A 23082-nucleotide genomic window follows, 5' to 3' on the forward strand; every position below is an offset into this window, starting at 1 on the left:
AGAAAAATCGGAAATAATGACCTATTTGTCTTTTATATAAATTGCCAAATAAGCCATTTTGTCCGAAAATCAGGCATATTGTACTTGAACCGCCTCTTCAAAGCGGTGCAAAGCCTGTTTTAATAATTCTATTTCTAATTCAAATTCCTTGAAATCACAAACTTTGGCTTTCGCTTCAACTTTTTTACAAATTGTATACACTTCCGCAGCACCCAAGGTCCCTGAATTCCCTTTTAAAGTATGTAACTCAGATTGCACTCCCTTACAGTCATTCTTCTGATAAAAACTTTCTGCATCCAGTATTTGCTGCTTGGCTTCATGAATAAAATCACACAACATACTTTTAACAAATCCCTCATCCCCACCTGTAGCTTCCAATAAAGAATCCAACGCTTCTTGATCAATGGGATTTACGGAATGCTCCTCACTAAATGCTTCTTGTTTCACATGGGGCTTTACCCCTTTAATCACCCAATGATTGACCATCTGAATCAATTGTTGAGCTCGAATAGGTTTTGCTAAATAATCATCCATCCCCACTGCTAAAAAACGCTCACGGTCTTCTTTCATAGCATACGCAGTCATGGCGACTATCGGTGGCAAGCTAGCCAAGCCTAATTGTTTCAAATGCTGGGTTGTCTGCATACCATCCATTTCAGGCATTTGAATGTCCATGAGGATTAAATCAAACTCATGCGTTTTACTTAACAAATTAATCGCGTCCTTACCACTAGAGGCTGTTTGGACAATACAACCAGCTTTAGCTAAAATCTGTGAAGCCACCTTTCTATTGGTCGAATTATCATCTACCAACAAAATATGGGGCTGTATATCTTCTAATTTCCCTTGAATGACAAATTTATCAGCTTCCTTATTTCTTTGAACCAATTCCTGCTTACCTACCTCCAAATGCACTTTAAACCAGAAAGTACTTCCCTTTCCTAAAGTGGATTCTACTCCAATATCCCCTTGCATCATCTTACAGAATTCACGGGAAATAGCTAGTCCCAAGCCAGTACCACCATATACTTTGGAAGTTGAATTATCCAATTGTTGAAAGGCACTAAACAATATTTTCAAATTTTCAGGACTGATACCTATGCCCGTATCTTGTACTTTCACCACTAAATCCAAGGACTCATGGGTGATATTTTCGCCTGAAACATCAATACTCACTTTTCCATGTTCCGTAAATTTCAAAGCATTGGAAGTCAAATTGGAAAGAATTTGCAATAAGCGAGTCTCATCTGCCACCACCACTTCAGGCAAATCTTTGGATAAATGATATTCCAAGGTATTTCCTTTCTGACAAGCCACTTGAGAGAATAAGGCCATCAATCGATCTAGTACATCATCTAAAACGATGTCACTTGGATGTAACACCATCTTCCCTGCTTCTATTTTGGCTAAATCCAAAATATCATTCAAGATATGAAGTAATGTTTCCGAGGATTTCTTAATGGTTTGAACGTAATCTACTTGATCTTCATTTAAAGGCGTATCGCTCAATAAATCCACCATGCCTATTACTCCATTCATTGGTGTACGAATCTCATGACTCATATTGGCCAAGAATTGTTCCTTCACTTTTAAAGACCGTTCTGCTTGTTCACGGGCTTCCACCAAGGCATGTTGGTACTTCTTCAAATCCGTAATATCACGAGCAATTCCTGATACTTCTTCAATTGCTCCATGTTCTAGAAAGATAGGATTCAAATATATTTCAAGCCATTTTTCCTCCCTCGTTTTGGTCAAAAGTTCTAATTCAAAGTGCTGCTTCTGTCCTCTAAATGCCATTTTATAACCATCCTCCATTCTTCTACGCTCTGGCGGAGCTAACAACTGAAAACCCATTTTTTCGGCACTGATATTAATCTGAGGACTAATGCTGATCTGTTCAACCAATAAATCCGAATATTCATGATTAAAACTGGTCAAAAACAAACGTTTATTTACTGACCACATCAAGTGAGAACTACCTTCAAAAATAGCATTCAATCGGGCTGTTTCACGGGCCAAAGCCTCTTCTGCTTGTTTTCTAGCAATGGCCAAGGCCACTTGACCTGAAATAAAGTCTAACAACTCCAAATCTCGATTTTCGTATTTATTGGAACGTTCATAAGACTTAACTCCAATAATACCTGTTACCCGATCTCCAATCCTCAGAGGTACGCAAAGCATCACCTTAGGAACAACCCCATACAAGTATATTTTCTTCTCATTGGCTAATTGATGAATATCATCATCATGCAAAATCAAAGGCTTATTAGCCATGATGGCATATTCAGTCAATCCATTACCTAATTTCCTTTTGGTAAAATGAACCCTAGAATTAAAGTATTCATCCACGTAATAAGGAAAATACAAAAAGCTTTTCGCTGGGTCATATTGAGCAATAAAGAAATTCTTCACATCAATTACCTCACCCAATTGCTTATGGATATTGGTATATAAATCATCCAAATTGGATGAGTTAATAGTAACCTGAGCAATGGACGAGTACAATTTACTGGCTCGCTCAGCACGGACTTTAGCCGTGGAGTTATGTAAAATACATCGAAAAGCGGTGGGAACTCCTTTTTCAAACCGACAAGTAGCAGATCCACTGACATATAATCGTCGACCGTCCTTTCTTCTAAATACAGCCGTAAATTCCGGAATCTCCTTTCCCTTACTGAGCAGATCCAACTGATTCAAGGTATTAGAAGCAAATTCTGGATGCAAAACATCCTGTAGCTTCAAATCTCGCGCCTCATCCTCGGTATAACCCATGGTTTCTAACCAGGCTCGATTAACAAAGAGAAAACGCCCAGTGATACCAGTAATTTGAATTAAGTCGGTAGTATTATTTATCAAATCCTGCAACTGGGCATTGGATCGGGTTAAAGCTTCACTGACTTTTTTTCGTTCACTGATATCTTCACCTATGATACTTAAATAGGTCTGTTCATCCAATTCACTAACGATGGTGGAATTGACTTCCACCCATTTAATTTCTCCTGATTTGGTTACATAGGTCCTTTCTCTCTCCTCAAATAATCCTCCATTGGCAACAGCTTGGTTAAATGCTGACCGACGACCTTGTCTTTCTTCAATAGGCAATAAGGTGGTAAAAAAGTCTTTTCCATTTAACTCATTTGGTTCATAACCCAATAGTTTATGCGTGTACACATTGGCATGAGTGATCGTTCCATCCAGTGCCATGATGATTCCAAAAAGCTTTAAACTTTCTAATGTCCGAATCAGATTCTCTTTGGCTGAGGTCCCTGTAAAGGTCGACTCCGTCATTTCGAGTACATCTAACTGGTTTTTCAGTTGTCTTATTTCCTGAATTAATTCTTCCTTGGATTTCTGTGCCCAACCTGCCATGGCTTTATTCGACTATTTTGCTTACAATGTACAAAAAAGGGCGTAATTTTACTTCCTTAAAGCCCCATCAGCACGTGCAAGTAAGAGCAAAAAAGAGTTTAGGACAACATTTTTTAAATGATTTAGACGCTGCCCAGCGCATCGTCAATGCACTGAATCCGCAAGGTGCTTACCAAAAAGTATTGGAGATTGGCCCAGGTATGGGTGTTCTAACTCAATATTTGGTCAAAAAGAAAGACTACGAAACTTACCTCATTGAGATTGACCAAGAGTCTGTGGCATATTTAAGAAAGAATTATTTAGAATTTACGGGCCCTCGCTTAATCGATGGGGACTTTTTGAGATACCCACTTGAAAACATATTTGGTGAGGAAAAATTTGCCATTGTAGGTAATTTCCCCTATTTCATCTCAACCCAAATATTTTTTAGAATCCTAGAGTATAAAGATCAATGTGTGGAAGTGGTAGGTATGTTACAAAAAGAAGTAGCCGAGCGACTGGCCGCCAAACCAGGCAATAAGGATTATGGCATATTAAGCGTATTACTTCAAGCCTATTTCGACGTAGAATACTTGTTTACCTTAGGGCCTGAAGTTTTTACTCCACCTCCAAAAGTTAATTCTGGAGTCATTCGCGTGGTAAGAAATTGGGACAAAAAATTAGATTGTGATCCTCAGAAATTCAAGCAAGTAGTAAAAATGGCTTTTAACCAACGGCGTAAAACATTACGAAATGCGCTAAGAGCTATGCAGTTGCCAGATCATCCTTTATTAACCAAACGTGCCGAGCAATTAGGTGTTGCTGAATTTACGGAACTGACCGAATTGTGGAAAGCCAATGGTTATGTTGGCGCATAGTCGAAATCCAGCAAATATTTCTTAATTTAGATACGAAATTTTCAACCCTCAGCGAAATCCATGGAAGTAGTCAACCCACAACACCTTCCGTTTGAACTCACCAAAGAGTTTTTAGAGGAAATCAAATTACTCATCGCTGAGCAATCCAATGAGGCTATTCTGGCTAAAATTGAAGATTTATTTGCAGCTGACATTACCAGCATTTTGGATGAATTAAGCGGAGAAGAAGCCAAATACATCGTTCAATTACTCGATACCAAATTAGCTGCTGAAATCATTTCGACCTTGGACTCAGATGACCGTAAAAAGTTTCTGAAAAATTTCAATTCCAAAGAAATTGCAGGCTACATCAATGTCATCGATTCCGATGATGCGGTGGATATCCTCAATGAACAACCAGTTCGAGTTCGCGAAGAAGTTATAGCTCTACTAAAAGATCGTGAACAAGCTCGTTTCATCATTGACTTAATGCATTATGATGAAGATTGTGCAGGCGGTTTAATGCAAAAGGAATTAATCAAAATCAACGTCAAACAAACGGTAACGGAATGTGTGGAAGAGATTCGTCGGCAAGCCGAAGACGTTGAAAAAGTATATGCCGTATATGTCGTAGATGATGATGGTTTATTGATGGGAACTGTTTCCTTAAAAAAAATCATTCTCGCTAAAAGAGGTTCCAAAATCCAAGATGTGTTTGATGCCGATGGAATTGTTTCGGTTCAAACGTATATATCGGGAGAAGAAGTGGCTGATTTAATGCAAAAATACGACCTTGAAGCTATTCCCGTAGTCAATATCCAAGGCCGTTTACTCGGTAGAATTACCATTGATGACGTGGTCGATTTTATTACAGAATCCGCACAGGAAGACATTCAGGTCATGGCCGGTATTTCGGAAGATGTTGAAGAAGATGACTCCATCTGGCTATTAGTGCGTTCTCGTCTACCTTGGTTAATTGGTGGTATGGTAGGAAGTTTTTTGGCTGCTAAAATTATTGATCGATTCGATAGCTCCATTTCCCTGATGCCTGCTATTTCGGCATTCATTCCATTAATTGGTTCCACTGGAGGAAATGTAGGAATTCAATCTTCCTCTCTTATTGTTCAAAGTTTGGCGGATAAAAGCGGTTTGGATACGACACTCTGGAAACGACTTCAAAAAGTTTTATTAGTTGCCTTGATCAATGCCTTAATTGCTGCGGCATTTGCCTTTGGTTGTTCCATGTTGGTAGACCACGGTGCCATTATGCTTTCTGTCACTGTCTCCATTTCCTTATTTGCTGTGGTTATGTTAGCTTCTCTCATGGGGACACTTACCCCCTTGGTGCTGAACCAATTAAACATCAATCCGGCAGTAGCCAGTGGTCCATTCATCACCACCACCAATGACATTCTAGGTTATGGGGTTTATTTCCTCATCGTCTATTTATTACTCTAACATGCTGGCTGTCATTCAACGTGTTTCGGAAGCTAAGGTTGAAATTGATGGTCAAATCAATGCTCAAATTCAACAAGGTTTTTTGATTTTACTTGGTATACATCAATCTGATACCGAGGCAGATTGTCAATACTTAGCCAATAAAATTAGTTCGCTACGTATTTTCTCAGATGCCGAAGGCAAGATGAACCTAGACATTAAAGCTGTAGATGGTCGAATTATTTTGGTCAGTCAATTCACCTTAATAGCTCAAACTAAAAAAGGGAATCGTCCTAGTTTCATCGAAGCCGCAAGACCAGAGCAAGCCATTCCTTTGTACGAACAACTCATTGAATTAATGGAAAATAAATTAGGCTTTCCTATACAAACCGGCCAATTTGGTGCCGATATGCAAGTTAGTCTTGTCAATGACGGCCCAGTCACCATCATTATTGATTCTCAACAACCCAACTCATGACGATACAAGAAGCACAAGAACAAGTAGACCAATGGATCAAAACCGTGGGAGTTCGTTATTTCAATGAATTGACAAACATGGCCATGCTGACGGAAGAAGTGGGGGAAGTTGCCCGCATTATTGCCAGAAGGTATGGAGAGCAATCAGAAAAAGAATCCGATAAACAAAAAGACCTTGGTGATGAAATGGCCGATGTATTGTTTGTTTTAATATGTTTGGCCAATCAAACAGGGATCAATTTAGAAAAAGCTTTGGAACAAAATTTAGCTAAAAAAACGATTAGAGACCAAGATCGTCACCACAATAATCCGAAATTAAAAGCATGAAAATCGTTATTCTAGATGGCTTAGCCCTATTTCAACAAGATATTTCAAGAACTTCTTTCAGTAATTTGGGAGAGGTCGATTTCTATGAAAAAACAACTGAAGCAGAAATTACTTCAAGAGATCCTCATGCCACGATATTAGTAACCAATAAATGCTTGGTCAATGAAAAAGCCTTAGCCCATTTCACACAACTAAAATTAGTGTTAGTCGCAGCTACTGGTTATAACTCCGTCGATATCCAAGCATGTAAAGCCAGAGGAATTCAAGTATCCAATGTACCTGCATATGGTACCTATTCCGTAGCTCAGCATACCTTAGCCCTATTATTGGCTTGGAGCAATCGAGTAGAACAACATAATCAATCTGTACAAGCAGGAGAATGGAGTAAAAATGATTGGTCTTATTCCTTGAGCCCCTTAACAGAACTGGCTGATAAAAAACTAGGGATTATAGGCATGGGGAACATTGGACAATGTTTTGCTGGCATGGCAGAAAGCTTGGGAATGAAGATTTATTACCACCATACAAGAGATTTACAATTAGCTAGTAGAACATTTCTATCCAAAAAAGAATTAGCTCAAACCTGTGATGTTATTAGCCTACATTGCCCTTTAAACCCACAAACTGATCAACTCATTAATGCTGAATTTCTATCTTGGATGCCAAAGCATGCTGTTTTAATCAATAGTTCTCGGGGTGGACTGGTAGATTCTAAAGCATTAGCACAAGCCTTACAAGAAAAACAGATTGCTGCGGCTTTATTGGATGTTTTAGACCAAGAACCACCAGCTAGCCATCATCCATTAATTGGTATTCCTAATGCATATATCACACCACACAATGCTTGGCTAAGTCTTGAGGCTAGAACACGAATCATTCAAAGCCTCACAACTACCTTAGTCGGATTTTTAGCAGGAAAAGCTATCAATCAGGTTAATTAAGGTTTTTTCTTGACTTGAGGAACTTGAGTTTTAGTGATATGACTTCCCATGGATTTACCTTCTGACTTAGAAGGAACATAAGGTTTCACTATGGCTAATTGATCCAAACTTGGATTTAGTTTTTGTATCAATGGATGGCGAATATCAAATTCGGCTTCTCCTGAAATTTGGCTGTATTCCATATCGGAAAGCCCTTCATGTTGATTTCCTGCATTGCTAAATTGAACAACGTGAGTCAAATTATCTCCACCTAATTTTCCGCCTTCCCAACTTACCACCATGCCGCCATTGACCCAATTAAATCCAGAAATGGTAAAATTCTTTTGATTTAATTTCTCTACATCAAGTACTTTTAAGCCTAAGTATAAGCCCGAATTAGTTTTCCACAAAGACTGTTTCCCTACTACAGAAACATCCAATATCTGCCCTTGATGGTACATGATATAGACTTGCTTATTCGTATTAGGATACAATATAGAACCCTTCAAGGTATCTTCGTTTAGAATCCAACTCGTATCCGCAACTAAAGATTCGGAACCATACTGAGCTTGAAGTCCTGCTAAATCTTTACAGGCTAGCACATCATTCAATATCAAATTAGGCACTAGCGTTTCTTGATTTTCAGAAGTAGAAGATTGACAAGATAGGACAGCTAGAAGAACAAAAAAATACCAGAAATTTTTCATACAAATAAGAAATGATCAAACTAATTTAGACAAATCTACTCGTTGAAACAATGACTTATGTCAGTCAGAGGGAAATCCGATTGAACCCCTAAAAAAGAATTTGATCTAAAACCAATACTCCAATAAGACCCGTAATAGAGACTAAAGTGTCCATTAGGGTCCATGACCGTATTGTATCTCTAAAATTCAAAGAAAAATATTCCCGAAATAGCCAGAATCCAGTATCATTTACATGGGAGAACATCATACTTCCTGCACCTAATGCCAATACCATCAAGTTAGGGTCTGCCATGGAATTCACTAAAATCACTTTCATGAAACCAGCGGCTGTTATGCCTGCAACCGTAGAAGAACCTACACAAACTCGAATGATTGCCGCCATAGTCCAGCCTAAAACATAAACGTTCCAGGTAGAAGCACCTAAACTATCTGCCACAGCCTGACTCACTCCTGCTACCACCAATACCTGCTTCAATGCCCCTGCCCCACCAAAAATCAACAATATTCCAGCAATATCTTTAATGGATATCATGGAGGAACTTAATAATTCATCTGACGTAAATCCAATCCTTTTCAAAAGAATTCCTGCCAACAATACAGATAGAAACAAGGAAAAAATAGGATTGGATAAATAGCTGGCCATTTTTGGAAAATAACCTGTTCCAAATGAACCCAACGCTAATAAAATGATCGGAAATAAAACAATCAAGAAACTGGGAATGGTGGATAAACTCCGCTCCGAAGGCTGATGCTCATCATGCACAAATACAAATGCCTGATTGGCAGGTGTCGTGATATTTTTAGTAGTCAATCCAAACCACAAGCCTGAAATCAAGATAGCTGGAATAGCAATGGTAATGCCGTAGATCATGGTTTTAGACAAATCTGCTCCAAACTCTTGCATGATAGCTAAAGGTGCAGGATGAGGAGGCAAATAACCTTGTGTGACAGTCAATGAGGCTAACATGGGCAAGGCCAAAAAGGTAGCAGGTTGTTTCAATTTGACTGAGGCAGTAATGACAAGTGGAGCCAATAACATGAATGCTACTGAATAAAAGAGCGGAAGTCCAACCAGAAAACCAGCCATCATAAAGGCTATTCTTGCGAATCGAGTCCCAGAAATACTCAATAATACCTCGGTCATTTTTTGGGCAGCCCCACTGATTCCGACCCATTTCCCCAATATTGAACCAAAAGCTAAGATACCTGCTATTGACCCTAAAGTACTACCCATCCCATCTTGGATGGCTTTAAAAATAAGTTCTGGGCTCAATTGAAAGGCTAAGCCAGCAAGAATACTGATACCTACAAATGCGACAAAAGGGGGTAATTTTAGCCAAGTCATAGCTAAAACCAAAGACACGATGGCACCTAATGTAATCAGAAATAGCATAGGCTATTTATTTTCTTGCAAGGCAACTAATTGCTGCCACACTTCATCAAAAGCTAATCCTTCGGCTTTACCATCTGGGTTAAACATCACTTTCGCTTGCTTACTTTCTTGATAAAATCCAGAATAAGACATATATTTTTTAAAGTAAGTAAATTCCCCACAAATCACCAATCCTGGAATTTGAAATGCATTCGCCATATGAGTTGGCCCAGAATCTAAACCAATGAAAAAGGATGCTCCTTGTATCAGTTTCATGGTTTCCATTAAATTACATTGACCCACGAGGGATTTAAAATTCGGATGCTCTAGTTTCAATGGATTCTTCATCCCGATTTCGATTACTTGTACTCCCCATTTTTCAATGGCATCAATAATTAACTTATTCCAGTACTCATCCTTCCAATCTCTTAATCCTGCATTGGATTTACAATGTACCACCCAATATGGCTTTTGAATATCAAATGAAAGAGGCTTATTATCTACATATAATTGAGGTTGCCCTTTCATCATCCCCAAATCAGCCAGTTGAGATGATATTTCCAATAAATTAAAATGATGGTAATAATTTTTTAAGCTTATCCCTAATTTGTCTGCTTGGGTATTTTTCAATGAAACATGAAATACTGGATCCGTTCTAAAATCACTTAATTGTAAGAAATAAAAATAGTTAAAAGGATTCCATGCCAATAAGAAACGGGCTACCAATATACTATGCTCATCCAGCATTTCCGTGATTAATGGATGATGATTGAAGAGAGGAAAATATCGTTTTTCTGTAATCCAATAGATGGCAACATTGCCAAATTTTTGTTGTAATGCCCCCAGAATTGGCTCTGAAGCCACCATATCGCCCAAATCCCCATCCATGAGGATTCCAATATGAACTTTATTACGATGAAGAATTCGTTTAAAAAGAATACGTACACTTAGGCTGACAAAATACGCCCATGAACCTATCGCATAGGTCACTCGATGAAACATGATTTATAATATTTAAATAGGTTTAAATGAACTGAAAATTTCTTTCAGCTCAGTATAGGTTTTCAAAAATAAAACTAAAAAATCAGAACGAATGCATACTAGCTGAAATAAGCCAAAATTTCCAGCGAATCTATTCCTTAAATTTTAGCTAAATTTGAAGATTATTTTGACCTATGCCCAAAGCTCTTACCTATATTTCAGCCATAGTCATATTGTCTTTGATTGGAATATTTGTGTTTTACATTCATTATTTCAGCTTGGATTTCCCTTTTCAAGATGATGTAACGCTGTTGGAGTTCGTTAATAGTACGCAAATGTCGCCATGGAATTGGTCACATTTTTTTCAAGCATTATTCAGGGTTGATAATGATCACTCGATTGTCATACCAAGACTAATTACATGGCTCGACTATTTAATATTTGGCCAAGTTAATTTTCAGCACCTTATTTTGATCACATTAGCCGAGTTGATATTCATTTTATACCTGCTCTTTCGCTTATTTAAAAGACAGCAGTTAGCTCTTGTCTATTTTGTTCCAGTGGCATTCCTTTGGTTACAGCCCCAATATCATGAAGTTTCTAATTGGGCAATCACAGGACTTCAACATGGCCATGTAACCTTATTTCTACTTGCTAGCCTATTGATTATTACTGAAAATAGACCATTTGCTTTAGCTTGGGCTATCCTATTAGCCTTCTTAGCTTCCTTTACTTTTGGAAATGGCTTTATTGTATTTATAGCCCTTGCTTATGTTTATTTATTGCAAAAAAACTGGAAAAATGCACTAATCATTGGCATTAGTTTAGTCATTTTCTTTGCCTGCTATTTGCAAATTTATCAGATGGGACAAGCTGCCAAGTTTCATTGGAATTTAAACCATATCATATTTTCATTCCTTGGGTTTATTGGTGCAAGTGCTATGGAATTCCCCAAAATTGGCCTAATCTTATCTTGGTTTATAGGTTTCTGGGTTGTTAGCTTATTTATATACTATAGTTTAGATCATTGGAAATTCAATTTTAAAAACAAAAGCCAAGGGACATATTTAGGGATACTATCCTTCATCTTATTTTCAGCAGGATTAATAGCCTTAGTTCGTTCGGCAGAAAGCTATACCATTTATAGTAGGTTCCAGCTATATGCAGCCCTTTCCATCATCATCGTTTATTTGCATTTACTTCCACATACAAGCAAACAAATCCATCCTTACCTTTTAATAGGCACACTGATATATAGCATTTCCTTTTATTGCTTATCCTATTATAATCATACCATTGCACAGCAGTATCAAAAAATGAGCTTTGTGGCTGATCGAATTAATTGGCAAAATAATGGAAGTATCTTATCTGTAAGTTCTGGCTACTTATGGAATGCTAAACCAATATTTCAAAAAGCAGAAAACAATAAAATCTATTCCATGAATTACCCATGGAATAATCCATTTGATGGTCATACTACAATTTCTTTGGCTCCTGAAACATTGATTTTTCAAGCGAAAGAATATAAGGAAGTTATGCAGCAAAAACATGCTACCTGGCTCAATCATTATTATTGGTTAGAATTCCAACATTTCCCGTTTTCGACCAATTTCAAGAAACAATGGTTTCTTATTCTCAAATCACAAGATAAAAAACCTAATTGCTACATATTACCCATTCAATTTGCATTAAATGGCAAAAAGAACTTCCTAAGCATGGAAAACTATCGAGCAAATTATGGTTCGATTAAAATCAACCATGAATCAATACAAGAGGGTATTTATGCCATCTACTTATGGAACCTTGATTCTGAAACAAGCTCATCCAAAAATCAATTGTATGCGCTTAAACAAGCTATTCAAGTAGATGCTCGCTTACGCACACTCGAATTAAAATAATCATCCAATTTCTTGGCACAAAAAAAATCCAAGATTCATTGAATCTTGGATTTACATTACTCCGTGTTCTAAATTATATCATATTCCGGGGTTATAAGAAAAATCTAAAGGAACCACACTTACCATCTTCAGATATCTTTCATCTTTATAACACTTCAAAGTGTACACTAATAATTTACAAACACAAAAATAAAATTTCGAGTACATGTAAAGAAAAATTAACCCCAAAATAATCTTTACGAATTTAAAAAAGAGAACAATTCATTCGTTAAAATTTTTATTGAAATTTAAACAAGAGAACATCAATTCAAGTACTTCGCAAAGTGCTGGCCAGGGGAAACACCTTTCAACTTCTTAACGGCTGCATTAAAACTCTGACGGGTACCAAAGCCCGATTCTGTGGCTATAACCTCGATTTTGTACGATTTCCAGCGAGGATTATCGCGACATTGCTCCTCCGCATATTGAATTCTCCAGGAATTTACATAGTCTGTAAAGGAAAAATCAAGCTCTTCTTGAAGGGATATACGTATCAATCTTGGTTTAATCTTCAAACTTTGAGCAACAAGATTTAAAGAAATATTTGATTTTAAAAAAATAAACTCTGATTCGAAATATCGATCTAATTTTTCCAAAATTGATTTATTCTTTACATTGATTCTAGACTTTTCCGCATCAAAGTACATAGGTGCATCCACTTTTTCCTGAATTTCTCGGTGAGAATGCTGAAAAACTAGGCCTTTTAAGTAAGGTCCATCCAATAAGCGAGGGTTCAAAAACAAGAATAAAGCCATAATTGCAAATTCACCTGCGTATAGAAAATCTCTTGCTACTGTTTGAATATGGTCATGATAAATGATATTAAAGGCAATATGACATCCCAAAACAATGATTTTAAGAACTAAGTCACCCGTTAACCAAAATACAATGAGGCGATTCTTTAATAAGAATGATTTTGAGACCGACTGATAATAAGCAAATAGTTCGTAGGCTGTCCAAATCATATACGCTATATAGGATAAGCCTTTCAAATAAATATGCGTGCTCATGGAGATCAGTCCAAAATTGGAATAATGGGTATTAAATGTACTTTCCTTCACTACCTCACTAATTTCAGCTAGTTTGATTGATTCGGGGCTTAGGTACAAAGGAACAAACTCGAGAAAATGAAACGCAAAAGGCAAAAAATGTAAAAAATATACCCGCTTAAATTTTCTTTCTGGATATAATAAAAAATGTTGGAAGAGGTAAGACAAAGGCCCTATTAGATAAAATAGAGGCGAAATGATCCTAAAGTAATTTGGATGTTCAAAAATAATTGGTACTTGAATGTAGTAACTACAATAGAGCTGAATACCTAATTGCAAGAACTGGAGCCCCAAAAGTCGAGTTGCCAACAATCCTTTTTTCAACATCAAGCTGGCCCCAAAAGCAAAAAATAAAAAACCTAAAAAATACAGGTAATAGTTTATGGTAATTTTTTCCATAAGTCATGAAAAACTAGAAGACAAAGCTCATAGTTCACTTATATATTGAGAGTAGAGTTAACCTTTTATAAAGTACAAGCAATGAAAAATATACTTTAAAATAACAAAAAACAGCCTCATTTCGAGGCTGTTTTTGTAGATAAAATACCTAATCTTCCATTGGATGCTCTGAAAGAAGCTTATCTACCTGATAAAAATCTTTCTTACCTAGTACATTCGCTCGAACTTCTTTAACCTTTTGTGGGCTTACTACTGAACCTTTATTTCCAAATGCATTTCGTATATATGTCAATACATCCGCCACATCTTTATCATTCATCAGGCCCCCAAAGGGAGTCATGGGTACTTGCCCTGAATACTTGACACCATTAACTGTCATGGGCCCCATTAAGCCTTTTAAGACCAATTTAATTAATCGGTCTTGATTCCCTGTCACCCATTTAGAGCCCGATAATGGAGGAAAACCGGAAGCTGTAAGGCCTTTACCGTCCAATTGATGGCATGTACCACAATAGCCTTCTTTTCCAAACAAAGCTCCACCAGCATTGTAAGATTCTAAATCTTGCCCTTTCAGATTTGTAGCTCCATAAACTTCTTTCTTGCGCTCTACTCCTCTTCCATTCAAATGCGCAAATGCTGTCTCATAGGTATGTATCATCCAATCATCTAAAGGTTTCGTTTTAGCAAGAGCTAAAATGGGCAAACCTTTTTCAGGGCCAATCCAAGATGCGGCAACAATAGCTTCTAATCTTACTCGACCGTGCTTATCTTGAGCAGCTTGAGTCAATAAAGCCGCTTGATTAGGCAATTGATGTCCATTATACCGAACTGCACGTACCGCTGCAGCACGAACATGGTAATCTTTGGCCCTCAACAATTGACCTAACAATACTTGATCAATTTTATTCATACCCCAAGTCACCCAAAGTGCCTCAAGCGCATGATGCTCATAATTGGGATCATTTTTATCCAATTTTGCCACCCAAGCCTTGGTCTTTGCAATGACATCTGCCACATTACGACCTCTTAATTCACGACGAGTTCTATACCTGGTCCTATATTCTGGTAACTTCAAATTCTCTAATAATTCATCGATGGAAGCACCAAAAACCTTGGCAGGTTTCACCAATGGACGAGATGGATAAGTTATCCGATAAATACGGCCATGTGTATGATCTCTTAATGGATCACGGGCATTATGTTGCATATGACCAATCAGAATATTGTGCCAGTCAATGAAATACAATGACCCATCTGGAGCGAATTCCATATCCACTGGTCTGAAGTTACGATCTTCACTTTTAACCAAATCTACTCGGTGTTTGGACTTATATCCTGTACCATCATCCCAGATTTGATGTTGCTTCATACCTAAAAATCCAATGGTATTGTTAATCAGCATATCTCCTTGAACTTCGTCAGGAAAATGTCTACTAGAGATAAATTCCAAACCAGAAGTAGGTCTAACGCGATGTGCTTCTTCAATCAAGTTATAGGATTTATGATTAGCTTCACCATAACGGTTCAAAACACTTCCAGGCATCATCCAACGAACATCTGGGCCAGAGGTCTCAGCAAAGAAATTCTGTCCCCATCGGTCAAATGCGATACCCCATGGATTAGGGATTGACAATTGAGCGACTCTTTCTAAATGCCTGCGAGTTGGATTAAAGCGGTAGAATCCTCCATTGGTTCCACGTACTGTTCCGTAAGGTGTCTCTACATTTGTATGTAAAAACACTCCCTCACCCATGTAAATCGCACCTGATTCATCTGAAACAAAGGCATGGATTTCATGGTGTGAATCATGGTCGTCAAACCCACTGTATATGATTTCTTTACTATCCGCCTTATCATCTCCATTGGTATCTTTTAATAATACCAAATTAGTTCCTTGGCTTACAAAAACACCTTCTTGTGTAATTTCAAAACCTACGGGCAACTGTAAATGATCTGCAAAAACGATTTCACGATCTGCCTTCCCATCAGCATTGGTGTCTTCATATATCAAAAGCTTATCGTTTGGCTTGGGATCTCCTGGTTTATAATGCGGATAAGTTGGCATTGCCGCTACCCAAAGACGACCTTTATTGTCAAATGTCATTTGCGAAGGCTTAGCTAAATTTGGAAACTGCTCCTCGGATGCAAATAATTCTAATTTATAGCCTGCTGGAACCTGAATTGACTTTAGCGCCTCTTCACCATATAAATAACGTAAACTTCCATTTTTTTCTGGATTGTAATTGGTGGTAACAGCTGGCAATGTTCTTGTTTTTTTGTCTTCTGCATCAATATCCAACACTTTACCTTCGCGAGCCGCTAACCAAATAGCATTCTGACGAACTTGAGTCATTTGACGAATTTTCTCAATTTCAGCTGGGTAATTATCTGGTCCAAAAGGATTGTAACGTCTTCCATATACGTGTACTCCATTAGGGATTTTGAAATCATTATGCCACATCCAGTTTTTCTCGTCTACAGCAGCTTGAACCATCGCTCTACGAGATTCTACTTCTGTCGCTTTTTTACCAAATAATTTATCGGATAGAAATAAAGATAAACGCTGGTAACCAGCATCATTTAATTGAAGACCATCAATCGTCAATGGTTCTTTACTTTCCTCATACCATTTTTTTGATATCTCAAATGCATCTAGAAACAAGACGTTGTTTTGCTCAGCCACTTCTTTCATGGCTTGCGTATACAATGCCAAACGCTCATTTTCTTTCTTTCCATTGGGCAAATCCCTTAAATTACTAATGTCTTCAAAGGCAATTGGAGATACCAATGCCAATTGAGGAGCACTCAACCCATTGTATTTTTGATTTTGTGTATGTTTAATGAAAGCGGTCAATTCCGCTTTGAAATTAGCTACTCGAGCAGGACCTTCTGTCGATTCAGGATATCCAAAAAATGCAACGACAATATCTGTTTTCAGTCGACTTAACCACACATCATGTTTTTCTAAGTGGCCTTCACTCCCTGAATTTTTAGCAAATTCCAATTGAAATTTTTCTGCTCCTGGGAAAACCCAAGGATCATTTCTGGAAGAATGAGGTCTAAAACCAGGAGTATCTCCTCCATCGCAAAGATTCCTTACTGTCAGTAAACTATCGGGATATCTCAGGTGTAATTCCGTTTCAAAATGATCAAAATTGATCATTCTTGAACCTAAGTTATTACCAATCAAAGATATGGTCGATTTCTTTCTGATTTGTAAATAGGGAGACGTAGAGGGCTGAAATGCGCTAAATGCAATGATCGCTAAAACAATACCTAATATCCCGAATCTAATTTTAAAGGACATGATCTAAATATTTTTGTTCAATGTAGTTGAGGGTAATATCAATCGAATTCAATGTTGGGTAAAAAAAAGATGGACCCTGAGGCAGGATCCATCTTATTAGGTTTTAGTTTCCTAATGTCCAGCCTTCGCGGTAAGTTCTCTTGACAAAGGCGTTGGCAGCATCGTAGTTCGTTACGCGCATGTTTTGATTATCCCAAAGCAACTTTGTGTTAGAACCTGGATAATGCATCCCATTACCTGTTTTTCTCGGCACAGGAATATCAGCAACACGAATAGCTAAATTCGCCATCAAAATAGCTTCAGTCAAAGGACCAGCCATCTCAAATGGTGAACTCAATTGTTTTTTACCATATCCTGCAATACATCCTTCTACCCACTGGGCATAGTGACCATCTGCACTACCTGGTACACGTTCTAATTTACGAGGTACTTTAACTTCTTCATTTCTAGACAATGGCAATAAACGAGGATTAGCTGCATATTCGCTTGCCATCATTTTACCTTTAGTTCCAATAAACAAGATACCTGAATTACCATCTCCAAACATTTCATCTGGACCTAATTCTTCTGGTCTTTCCGGCTTAATACCACCATCCATCCAGTGCATGGTGATAGGACCTTGCGTACGATCTGTTTTAGGGAATGTTAAGGTAGCATGACTAGAAGGAGGACAACTATCTGGGAAGAATCCACGCTTTCCGAAAGCAGTAAATACACTACTTACAGAAGCTTGTACATCTGATGCATATTTCAAATTCAATACACGGAAAGGAGCTTCCATTAAATGGCAACCCAAATCTCCTAAGGCACCAGTACCATAATCCCACCATCCTCTCCAGCTTCCTGGAATCAAGTTATCTACATAATCTTTGTAAGGAGCAGTTCCTAACCATAAATCCCAATCCAAACCTTGTGGAACAGCCGGTTTAGTGCTTGGCCAAGGTATACCTTGTGGCCATATTGGGCGATTTGTCCAGATTTGTACCGTATGTACGTCACCGATAATACCTGCATCAAACCATTCAACTAACTGACGTACACCGTCACCAGAAGAACCTTGGTTACCCATTTGAGTTACTACTTTGTATTTTTTAGCAGCCTGAGTTAAGGCTCTTGCTTCAAATATATCATGCGTCATTGGCTTTTGCACGTAAACGTGCTTGCCCAATTGCATAGCGGCCATAGCCTGAATCGCGTGGTTATGGTCAGGAGTAGATACAGAAACTGCATCAAAACTCTTTGACTCTTTCTCTAACATAACACGCCAATCCTTATAATATTTTGCTTTTGGATAAGCTTCAACTGAATCCTTAGCCTGACGATCATCTACATCACAAAGAAAACCAATATCAGCTTTACCGCTTTGAGCAAAGTAACGTAAATCTGATTTTCCTTTTCCTCCTACTCCGATACCGGCAACAACAATTTTATCACTGGGAGCTGTAAAGCCTTTTCCGCCTAATACGTGGCGAGGAACAATCATAAAACCAGCAGAGGCTAAACTGGCAGATTTAATAAACTCCCTTCTGGAAGCATCGGATTTTTTTAGTTTCATAGGTCTAATTTTATAAGGTATTAAGAATTGTCAAATCCTACATGGCAATTCAATCTTCAAAGCTATAACAATTTTACATTTGAACAATTCAATTTAAACTATTTTTAATCCTACCTTGACTTGTAGGCTTATCCTTTATTTCGAATTCATTTTTTGCAAAACCTGATAAGGAACTGAGACTGAGGTCATGTAAACAGGGTTTTGTTGGCTCGTACTCGTAAAACACTCCCATGGAGCACCAAAATCCTTTCCTTTTCTAAAATCCCCCTCCTTTAAATCTAGAATAAACTCGCCAATAAGCTGTTTTGCTAGAGACATTTGAGTTAACGACAAGGTATAAGCCACCCATCCTGTGGCGGTCGACCAAAATGCCCCATTTTGATAGGTATCCTTTTTCACTAAACTTCCTTCCCAAGCACTATTTTCACTAAAGTCGTCCGATTTCAAGACATGCCTCACTGCTCCTCGGTAAGCCAATCCATTTTTCGAATAAGCTTGACTTAGCGTTCTAGAAGCCTTCTTTGCATCCTCTCCCACTAACACTCCTAAATATACAGCCCAAACAGTACTCCAAACATCTGCTTGTGCACTTTTACCCGTTGAGGCTTTCAACATACCCCTAGAATCCTGAAATACTCGTACAATTTGTTGCTTCAAATTTCTTGCGCTCAACTTCATGCGATGATATTCCAATGAATTGCCTCTCATTTGGTACAATTCTGCTAATTGCAATAAGGCCTGATACCTTAATAAAGAAGTAAAACATAGATCCCCCGTGATATGTATGGCATCTCGAAAACCAAAATCAACTCCCCGATTGCTTTCTTCTACCTGAACTAATTGATTGGTTGGATTAATAGGTACAGCATTGAATGCTAACATTAAACGTTGAAACAAGCTGATTCCTCTGATTGATTGATCTAATATTGAAACATCTTTACTTTGTTTCACATATTCATAGGCCATCTGTATAAAATAAAACATATCATCTAAAGGAGGTTGAAACCCCCAACGTGTTTCTCCCTGATTTTCAGCAGAATAAGTTCCAGGAAAATAAATGGGTTTGGCATCATCAATCCTAATGTGATCGGCAATGGCTCCTTTAGGAATTACAGAACTATATTTTGTCTTTTTAGTTTCATCATTTTGAGTGGTGGCTGTTAATAATAACATGTGTTTTTGCTCTTCTAATGAAATCATATTGGTTCCAATCGACATCGCATAATCCCGAATCCAGAAAGCAGGATAAGAAGTCCTAGCACCCGGCCGAATCAAGGTCCCTCCTGTTTGATTGGGTCCAAAATCAGACGAAATCCGCTGATTGGCTAAAATCCTTGAACTATCAATGACTGCATTGGTCAATTCTTTCAAATATTGAAAATCAGCCTTGCTGATCAAGGCTTGAGCATTGATTTGAATGAAAGGGAAAAAAATAAGCAGTAAAAGTAAGCGCACGGAGGGAATTGTAAATTGTAAATTGTGAATTATAAATTATAAATTGATTGTTTTTTCATTCTCCATTCTCCATTCTCCATTCTCCATTCTCCATTCTCCATTCTCCATTCTCCATTCTCCATTCTCCATTCTCCATTCTCCATTCTCCATTCTCCATTCTCCATTCTCCATTCTCCATTCTCCATTCTCCATTCTCCATTCTCCATTCTCCATTCTCCATTCTCCATTCTCCATTCTCCATTCTCCATTCTCCATTCTCCATTCTCCATTCTCCATTCTCCATTCTCCATTCTCCATTCTCCATTCTCCATTCTCCATTCTCCATTCTCCATTCTCCATTCTCCATTCTCCATTCTCCATTCTTCATTCTCCATTCTCCATTCTACATTTCAGAACAGGCTTGCAAAAATGGAAGCAATTGATAACTTTGAAAAAGCAACGCCATACTCGGCTCAACAAATAAACCTATTTTAACTCAAAATAATGAAAAATTCGCGCAGAAACTTCATTAAAAAGGCTTCTACAGGAGCGGCCGTATTATCTATCGGAGGAATTCTTCCCAGCTTTTCAGCTAAAAGTTATAGCCATATTCTCGGTGCCAACGAAAAAATTACCGTGGCCTGTATGGGTGTTAACAGTCGAGGATTAGCTGTTGGCAAGAATTTTGCGGCACAAAAAAATTGTGAAGTCTTACACGTCAGTGATGTCGATACCCGTGCGGCAGATATATGTATCAATGCCATTGAAAAAATTCAAAATAAACGTCCTAAAGCTACGCCCGACTTCCGAAATGCCTTGGAGGATAAGGATGTCGATGTTTTAATCGTGACAGCTCCTGACCATTGGCATGCACCTGCAGCTATTTTAGCTTGTTCGGCTGGGAAACATGTCTATTTAGAAAAACCATGTTCGCACAATCCCAATGAAGGAGAACTGGTAGTAAAAGCCGCAGCCAAATACAAAAGAATTCTACAGATGGGTAACCAACGTAGATCTTGGCCCAATGTAGCTGCCGCCATAGCGGAATTACATGCTGGAGTTATTGGCAAGCCCTATTATGCCAAAACATGGTATACCAATAACCGGGCTTCTATTGGAGTAGGAAAAGAAACCGCTGTACCATCTTGGCTAAATTATGATTTATGGCAAGGCCCAGCTCCCAGAAAAGCATTCAAAGACAACCTCATCCACTACAATTGGCATTGGTTTTGGCATTGGGGTACTGGTGAAGCATTAAACAATGGTACCCACATGGTTGATTTGGCTCGCTGGGGATTAGACGTACATTATCCAACTAAGGTTAGTTCTAATGGGGGGAGATACCGTTATCAAGACGACTGGGAAACACCTGACACCCAAATGATTAATCTGGAATTTGAAAATAAATCACTCATCACTTGGGAAGGGCGCAGTTGCAATGGTAAATCCGTAGAAAGCCAAAGCGTAGGGGTCATTTTCTATGCCGAGCAAGGTTCCATGCTCATTGAAAGTGGTAATTCGTATAAAATTTTCGACTTGAAGAATAACCTAGTCAAAGAAGTAAAAAATGACTTTGCCGTTGATGCTCGAAATTTAGCGGATCCAGCATCCAATCTAGATGCCTTACATATTCAGAATCTTTTTGATGGAATCAAAAAAGGGGTAGCTGTCAATTCTGACATATTAAGTGGTCACCAAAGTACGCTATTGGTTCAATTGGGCAATATTTCACAGCGCATAGGCCGTAGCATACAAATTGATCCTCAAAATGGTCACATCTTGAATGATAAAGAGGCCATGAAGTTCTGGAGCAGAACCTACGAAAAAGGTTGGGAACCTAAAATCTAAACGGATGAATAATCCAGATAATAATCAGTTTATCAGCCAGCGCTTACATTCATTGGATGCTTTGCGGGGCTTTGATATGTTTTGGATTATGGGGGCTGATGAACTCCTCCACAAAATTGCGGAGCAGAGCCAATCTCCATTTTGGCAAGGATTAGCTCATCAATTTAAACATGTGAAATGGGATGGATTTCGGATCTATGATTTGATATTCCCCTTGTTTTTATTTTTAGCTGGTGTTTCTACTCCATTTTCCATTGGCCGCTCCTTAGAACAAGGCAAAAGTAAAGCTGAGTTAGTAAAGAAAGTCGTTCAAAGAGGATTAACCTTGGTCATTTTAGGCATTATATACAATGAGGGTTTAGAATTAAAACCCATTGCTGAAATCCGCTTTTCAAGTGTGTTAGGAAGAATCGGCATAGCCTATATGCTAGCCAATATCATATATTTATACACTAAAGAGAGAGCTCAAATCATCTGGTTTGCTAGTTTACTTATTGGCTATTGGCTCATTCTCAAATTCACTTCAGCGCCTGGTTTTCCCATGGGTGACCTTAGTGAACCTGGGAATTTTGCCTCTTATGTTGATCGCAGTATTTTGCCTGGGAGATTATCCCGAGGAATCCATGATACAGTAGGCTTTTTCAATAATATCCCTGCAATCAGCACAGCATTAGCAGGTATATTGACTGGTATTTTTCTCAAAAAACAGCAATATAATGGCCTAGAAAAAGTCAAATGGATGGTCTATGCAGGAATTGCGTCCCTCATCATTGCCCAAATCTGGAATCTCGATTTTCCCATTAATAAAAACATGTGGTCCAGTTCTTTCGTGATGCAAACCACCGGTTTAAGCTTACTTTTACTAGCTCTCTTCTATTATATCATGGATGTGAAAGGTTATCAAAAATGGGCCTTTTTCTTTCAAGTTATTGGAATGAACTCCATTCTTATCTATTTATCAGGTCATTTTATCGATTGGGATTATACCAACAATGCCCTATTTACTTGGTTATTTCAAATTTTCGGAGAAAGCTATTCAGTTTGCCTCTCCGTGGTTTGTGTGATCCTAATTAAATGGGTATTTTTAAGATTCCTTTATGACAAAAAGGTCTTTTTACGCGTCTAAA

General features: G+C 38.1%; 17 protein-coding genes. 8 read left to right on the forward strand and 9 right to left on the reverse strand.

Going from position 1 to position 23082, the window contains the following annotated elements:
- Window positions 1-69 precede the first annotated feature (69 nt).
- Window positions 70-3369 (reverse strand): PAS domain S-box protein, encoded by a 3300-nt coding sequence (locus HME7025_RS08940; RefSeq protein ID WP_226998200.1) that lies wholly within the window; start codon window positions 3367-3369, stop codon window positions 70-72.
- A gap of 26 nt (window positions 3370-3395) precedes the next feature.
- Here HME7025_RS08940 and rsmA point away from each other — a divergent pair, with 26 nt between their 5' ends.
- From rsmA to HME7025_RS08965, 5 genes are read left to right on the forward strand one after another with little or no spacing between them, the layout of a single operon-like run.
- Window positions 3396-4226, forward strand: a complete 831-nt coding sequence (gene rsmA / locus HME7025_RS08945; protein WP_109323304.1) for a 16S rRNA (adenine(1518)-N(6)/adenine(1519)-N(6))-dimethyltransferase RsmA — start codon at window positions 3396-3398, stop codon at window positions 4224-4226.
- 60 nt (window positions 4227-4286) lie between these two features.
- Window positions 4287-5663, forward strand: coding sequence for a magnesium transporter (gene mgtE / locus HME7025_RS08950; protein WP_109323305.1), 1377 nt, complete (start codon window positions 4287-4289; stop codon window positions 5661-5663).
- Between the two features lies 1 nt (window position 5664).
- Window positions 5665-6120 carry a D-aminoacyl-tRNA deacylase gene (gene dtd / locus HME7025_RS08955; protein ID WP_109323306.1) on the forward strand — a complete coding sequence of 152 codons (456 nt, stop codon included), beginning with the start codon at window positions 5665-5667 and terminating at the stop codon, window positions 6118-6120.
- Complete coding sequence (locus HME7025_RS08960) at window positions 6117-6446, forward strand: nucleotide pyrophosphohydrolase (RefSeq protein WP_109323307.1); 330 nt, start codon at window positions 6117-6119, stop codon at window positions 6444-6446. Before dtd ends, HME7025_RS08960 begins: the two co-directional genes overlap by 4 nt.
- On the forward strand, window positions 6443-7387 hold the full coding sequence (locus HME7025_RS08965; RefSeq protein WP_109323308.1) for an NAD(P)-dependent oxidoreductase: 945 nt from the start codon (window positions 6443-6445) through the stop codon (window positions 7385-7387). Before HME7025_RS08960 ends, HME7025_RS08965 begins: the two co-directional genes overlap by 4 nt.
- Here the strand turns inward: HME7025_RS08965 and HME7025_RS08970 are convergent.
- The 3 genes from HME7025_RS08970 to HME7025_RS08980 all read right to left on the reverse strand — a co-directional run bounded on the left by HME7025_RS08970 (window position 7384) and on the right by HME7025_RS08980 (window position 10447).
- Window positions 7384-8073, reverse strand: a complete 690-nt coding sequence (locus HME7025_RS08970) for a hypothetical protein (RefSeq protein WP_109323309.1) — start codon at window positions 8071-8073, stop codon at window positions 7384-7386. The genes HME7025_RS08965 and HME7025_RS08970 overlap by 4 nt on opposite strands.
- Window positions 8074-8161: 88 nt before the next feature.
- Window positions 8162-9466 carry a GntP family permease gene (locus HME7025_RS08975; protein ID WP_109323310.1) on the reverse strand — a complete coding sequence of 435 codons (1305 nt, stop codon included), beginning with the start codon at window positions 9464-9466 and terminating at the stop codon, window positions 8162-8164.
- 3 nt (window positions 9467-9469) lie between these two features.
- Complete coding sequence (locus HME7025_RS08980; RefSeq protein ID WP_109323311.1) at window positions 9470-10447, reverse strand: glycosyltransferase family 9 protein; 978 nt, start codon at window positions 10445-10447, stop codon at window positions 9470-9472.
- Window positions 10448-10620: 173 nt separating this feature from the next.
- Here HME7025_RS08980 and HME7025_RS08985 point away from each other — a divergent pair, with 173 nt between their 5' ends.
- Window positions 10621-12324 carry a hypothetical protein gene (locus tag HME7025_RS08985; protein WP_109323312.1) on the forward strand — a complete coding sequence of 568 codons (1704 nt, stop codon included), beginning with the start codon at window positions 10621-10623 and terminating at the stop codon, window positions 12322-12324.
- Window positions 12325-12626: 302 nt separating this feature from the next.
- On the opposite strand, the gene HME7025_RS08990 is transcribed toward HME7025_RS08985, so the two are convergent.
- The 5 genes from HME7025_RS08990 to HME7025_RS13515 form a co-directional block, all read right to left on the reverse strand.
- The gene (locus HME7025_RS08990; protein ID WP_109323313.1) at window positions 12627-13811 is read right to left on the reverse strand and encodes a helix-turn-helix transcriptional regulator; all 1185 of its coding nucleotides are present in this window, start codon (window positions 13809-13811) and stop codon (window positions 12627-12629) included.
- Between the two features lie 148 nt (window positions 13812-13959).
- Window positions 13960-17118, reverse strand: coding sequence for a PVC-type heme-binding CxxCH protein (locus tag HME7025_RS08995; RefSeq protein ID WP_109323314.1), 3159 nt, complete (start codon window positions 17116-17118; stop codon window positions 13960-13962).
- Between the two features lie 103 nt (window positions 17119-17221).
- On the reverse strand, window positions 17222-18673 hold the full coding sequence (locus HME7025_RS09000) for a Gfo/Idh/MocA family protein (protein ID WP_109323315.1): 1452 nt from the start codon (window positions 18671-18673) through the stop codon (window positions 17222-17224).
- A gap of 135 nt (window positions 18674-18808) precedes the next feature.
- The gene (locus HME7025_RS09005; RefSeq protein WP_109323316.1) at window positions 18809-20128 is read right to left on the reverse strand and encodes a hypothetical protein; all 1320 of its coding nucleotides are present in this window, start codon (window positions 20126-20128) and stop codon (window positions 18809-18811) included.
- 29 nt (window positions 20129-20157) lie between these two features.
- Complete coding sequence (locus tag HME7025_RS13515; protein ID WP_226998201.1) at window positions 20158-20502, reverse strand: hypothetical protein; 345 nt, start codon at window positions 20500-20502, stop codon at window positions 20158-20160.
- 109 nt (window positions 20503-20611) lie between these two features.
- Between HME7025_RS13515 and HME7025_RS09015 the strand changes: the two genes are divergently transcribed.
- Entirely contained in the window at window positions 20612-21955 is a 1344-nt protein-coding gene (locus HME7025_RS09015; RefSeq protein WP_109323317.1) for a Gfo/Idh/MocA family protein, read from the forward strand.
- Window positions 21956-21959: 4 nt separating this feature from the next.
- Complete coding sequence (locus HME7025_RS09020) at window positions 21960-23081, forward strand: acyltransferase family protein (protein ID WP_109323318.1); 1122 nt, start codon at window positions 21960-21962, stop codon at window positions 23079-23081.
- Window position 23082 lies beyond the last annotated feature (1 nt).

This window comes from Aquirufa nivalisilvae (genome assembly GCF_003143535.1).
GTDB classification, from domain to species: Bacteria; Bacteroidota; Bacteroidia; order Cytophagales; family Spirosomataceae; genus Aquirufa; species Aquirufa nivalisilvae.

What these genes read in the sequence shown, in the direction of transcription:
- HME7025_RS08975 (WP_109323310.1), bottom strand. Translation starts at nt 9,466, where the DNA reads ATGCTATTTCTGATTACATTAGGTGCCATCGTGTCTTTGGTTTTAGCT.
- HME7025_RS08960 (WP_109323307.1), top strand. Translation starts at nt 6,117, where the DNA reads ATGACGATACAAGAAGCACAAGAACAAGTAGACCAATGGATCAAAACC.
- HME7025_RS09015 (WP_109323317.1), top strand. Translation starts at nt 20,612, where the DNA reads ATGAAAAATTCGCGCAGAAACTTCATTAAAAAGGCTTCTACAGGAGCG.
- HME7025_RS08940 (WP_226998200.1), bottom strand. Translation starts at nt 3,369, where the DNA reads ATGGCAGGTTGGGCACAGAAATCCAAGGAAGAATTAATTCAGGAAATA.
- HME7025_RS08965 (WP_109323308.1), top strand. Translation starts at nt 6,443, where the DNA reads ATGAAAATCGTTATTCTAGATGGCTTAGCCCTATTTCAACAAGATATT.
- HME7025_RS08970 (WP_109323309.1), bottom strand. Translation starts at nt 8,073, where the DNA reads ATGAAAAATTTCTGGTATTTTTTTGTTCTTCTAGCTGTCCTATCTTGT.
- HME7025_RS13515 (WP_226998201.1), bottom strand. Translation starts at nt 20,502, where the DNA reads ATGGAGAATGAAGAATGGAGAATGGAGAATGGAGAATGGAGAATGGAG.
- HME7025_RS08985 (WP_109323312.1), top strand. Translation starts at nt 10,621, where the DNA reads ATGCCCAAAGCTCTTACCTATATTTCAGCCATAGTCATATTGTCTTTG.
- HME7025_RS09020 (WP_109323318.1), top strand. Translation starts at nt 21,960, where the DNA reads ATGAATAATCCAGATAATAATCAGTTTATCAGCCAGCGCTTACATTCA.
- HME7025_RS08990 (WP_109323313.1), bottom strand. Translation starts at nt 13,811, where the DNA reads ATGGAAAAAATTACCATAAACTATTACCTGTATTTTTTAGGTTTTTTA.
- rsmA (WP_109323304.1), top strand. Translation starts at nt 3,396, where the DNA reads ATGTACAAAAAAGGGCGTAATTTTACTTCCTTAAAGCCCCATCAGCAC.
- HME7025_RS08980 (WP_109323311.1), bottom strand. Translation starts at nt 10,447, where the DNA reads ATGTTTCATCGAGTGACCTATGCGATAGGTTCATGGGCGTATTTTGTC.
- HME7025_RS08995 (WP_109323314.1), bottom strand. Translation starts at nt 17,118, where the DNA reads ATGTCCTTTAAAATTAGATTCGGGATATTAGGTATTGTTTTAGCGATC.
- mgtE (WP_109323305.1), top strand. Translation starts at nt 4,287, where the DNA reads ATGGAAGTAGTCAACCCACAACACCTTCCGTTTGAACTCACCAAAGAG.
- HME7025_RS09000 (WP_109323315.1), bottom strand. Translation starts at nt 18,673, where the DNA reads ATGAAACTAAAAAAATCCGATGCTTCCAGAAGGGAGTTTATTAAATCT.
- dtd (WP_109323306.1), top strand. Translation starts at nt 5,665, where the DNA reads ATGCTGGCTGTCATTCAACGTGTTTCGGAAGCTAAGGTTGAAATTGAT.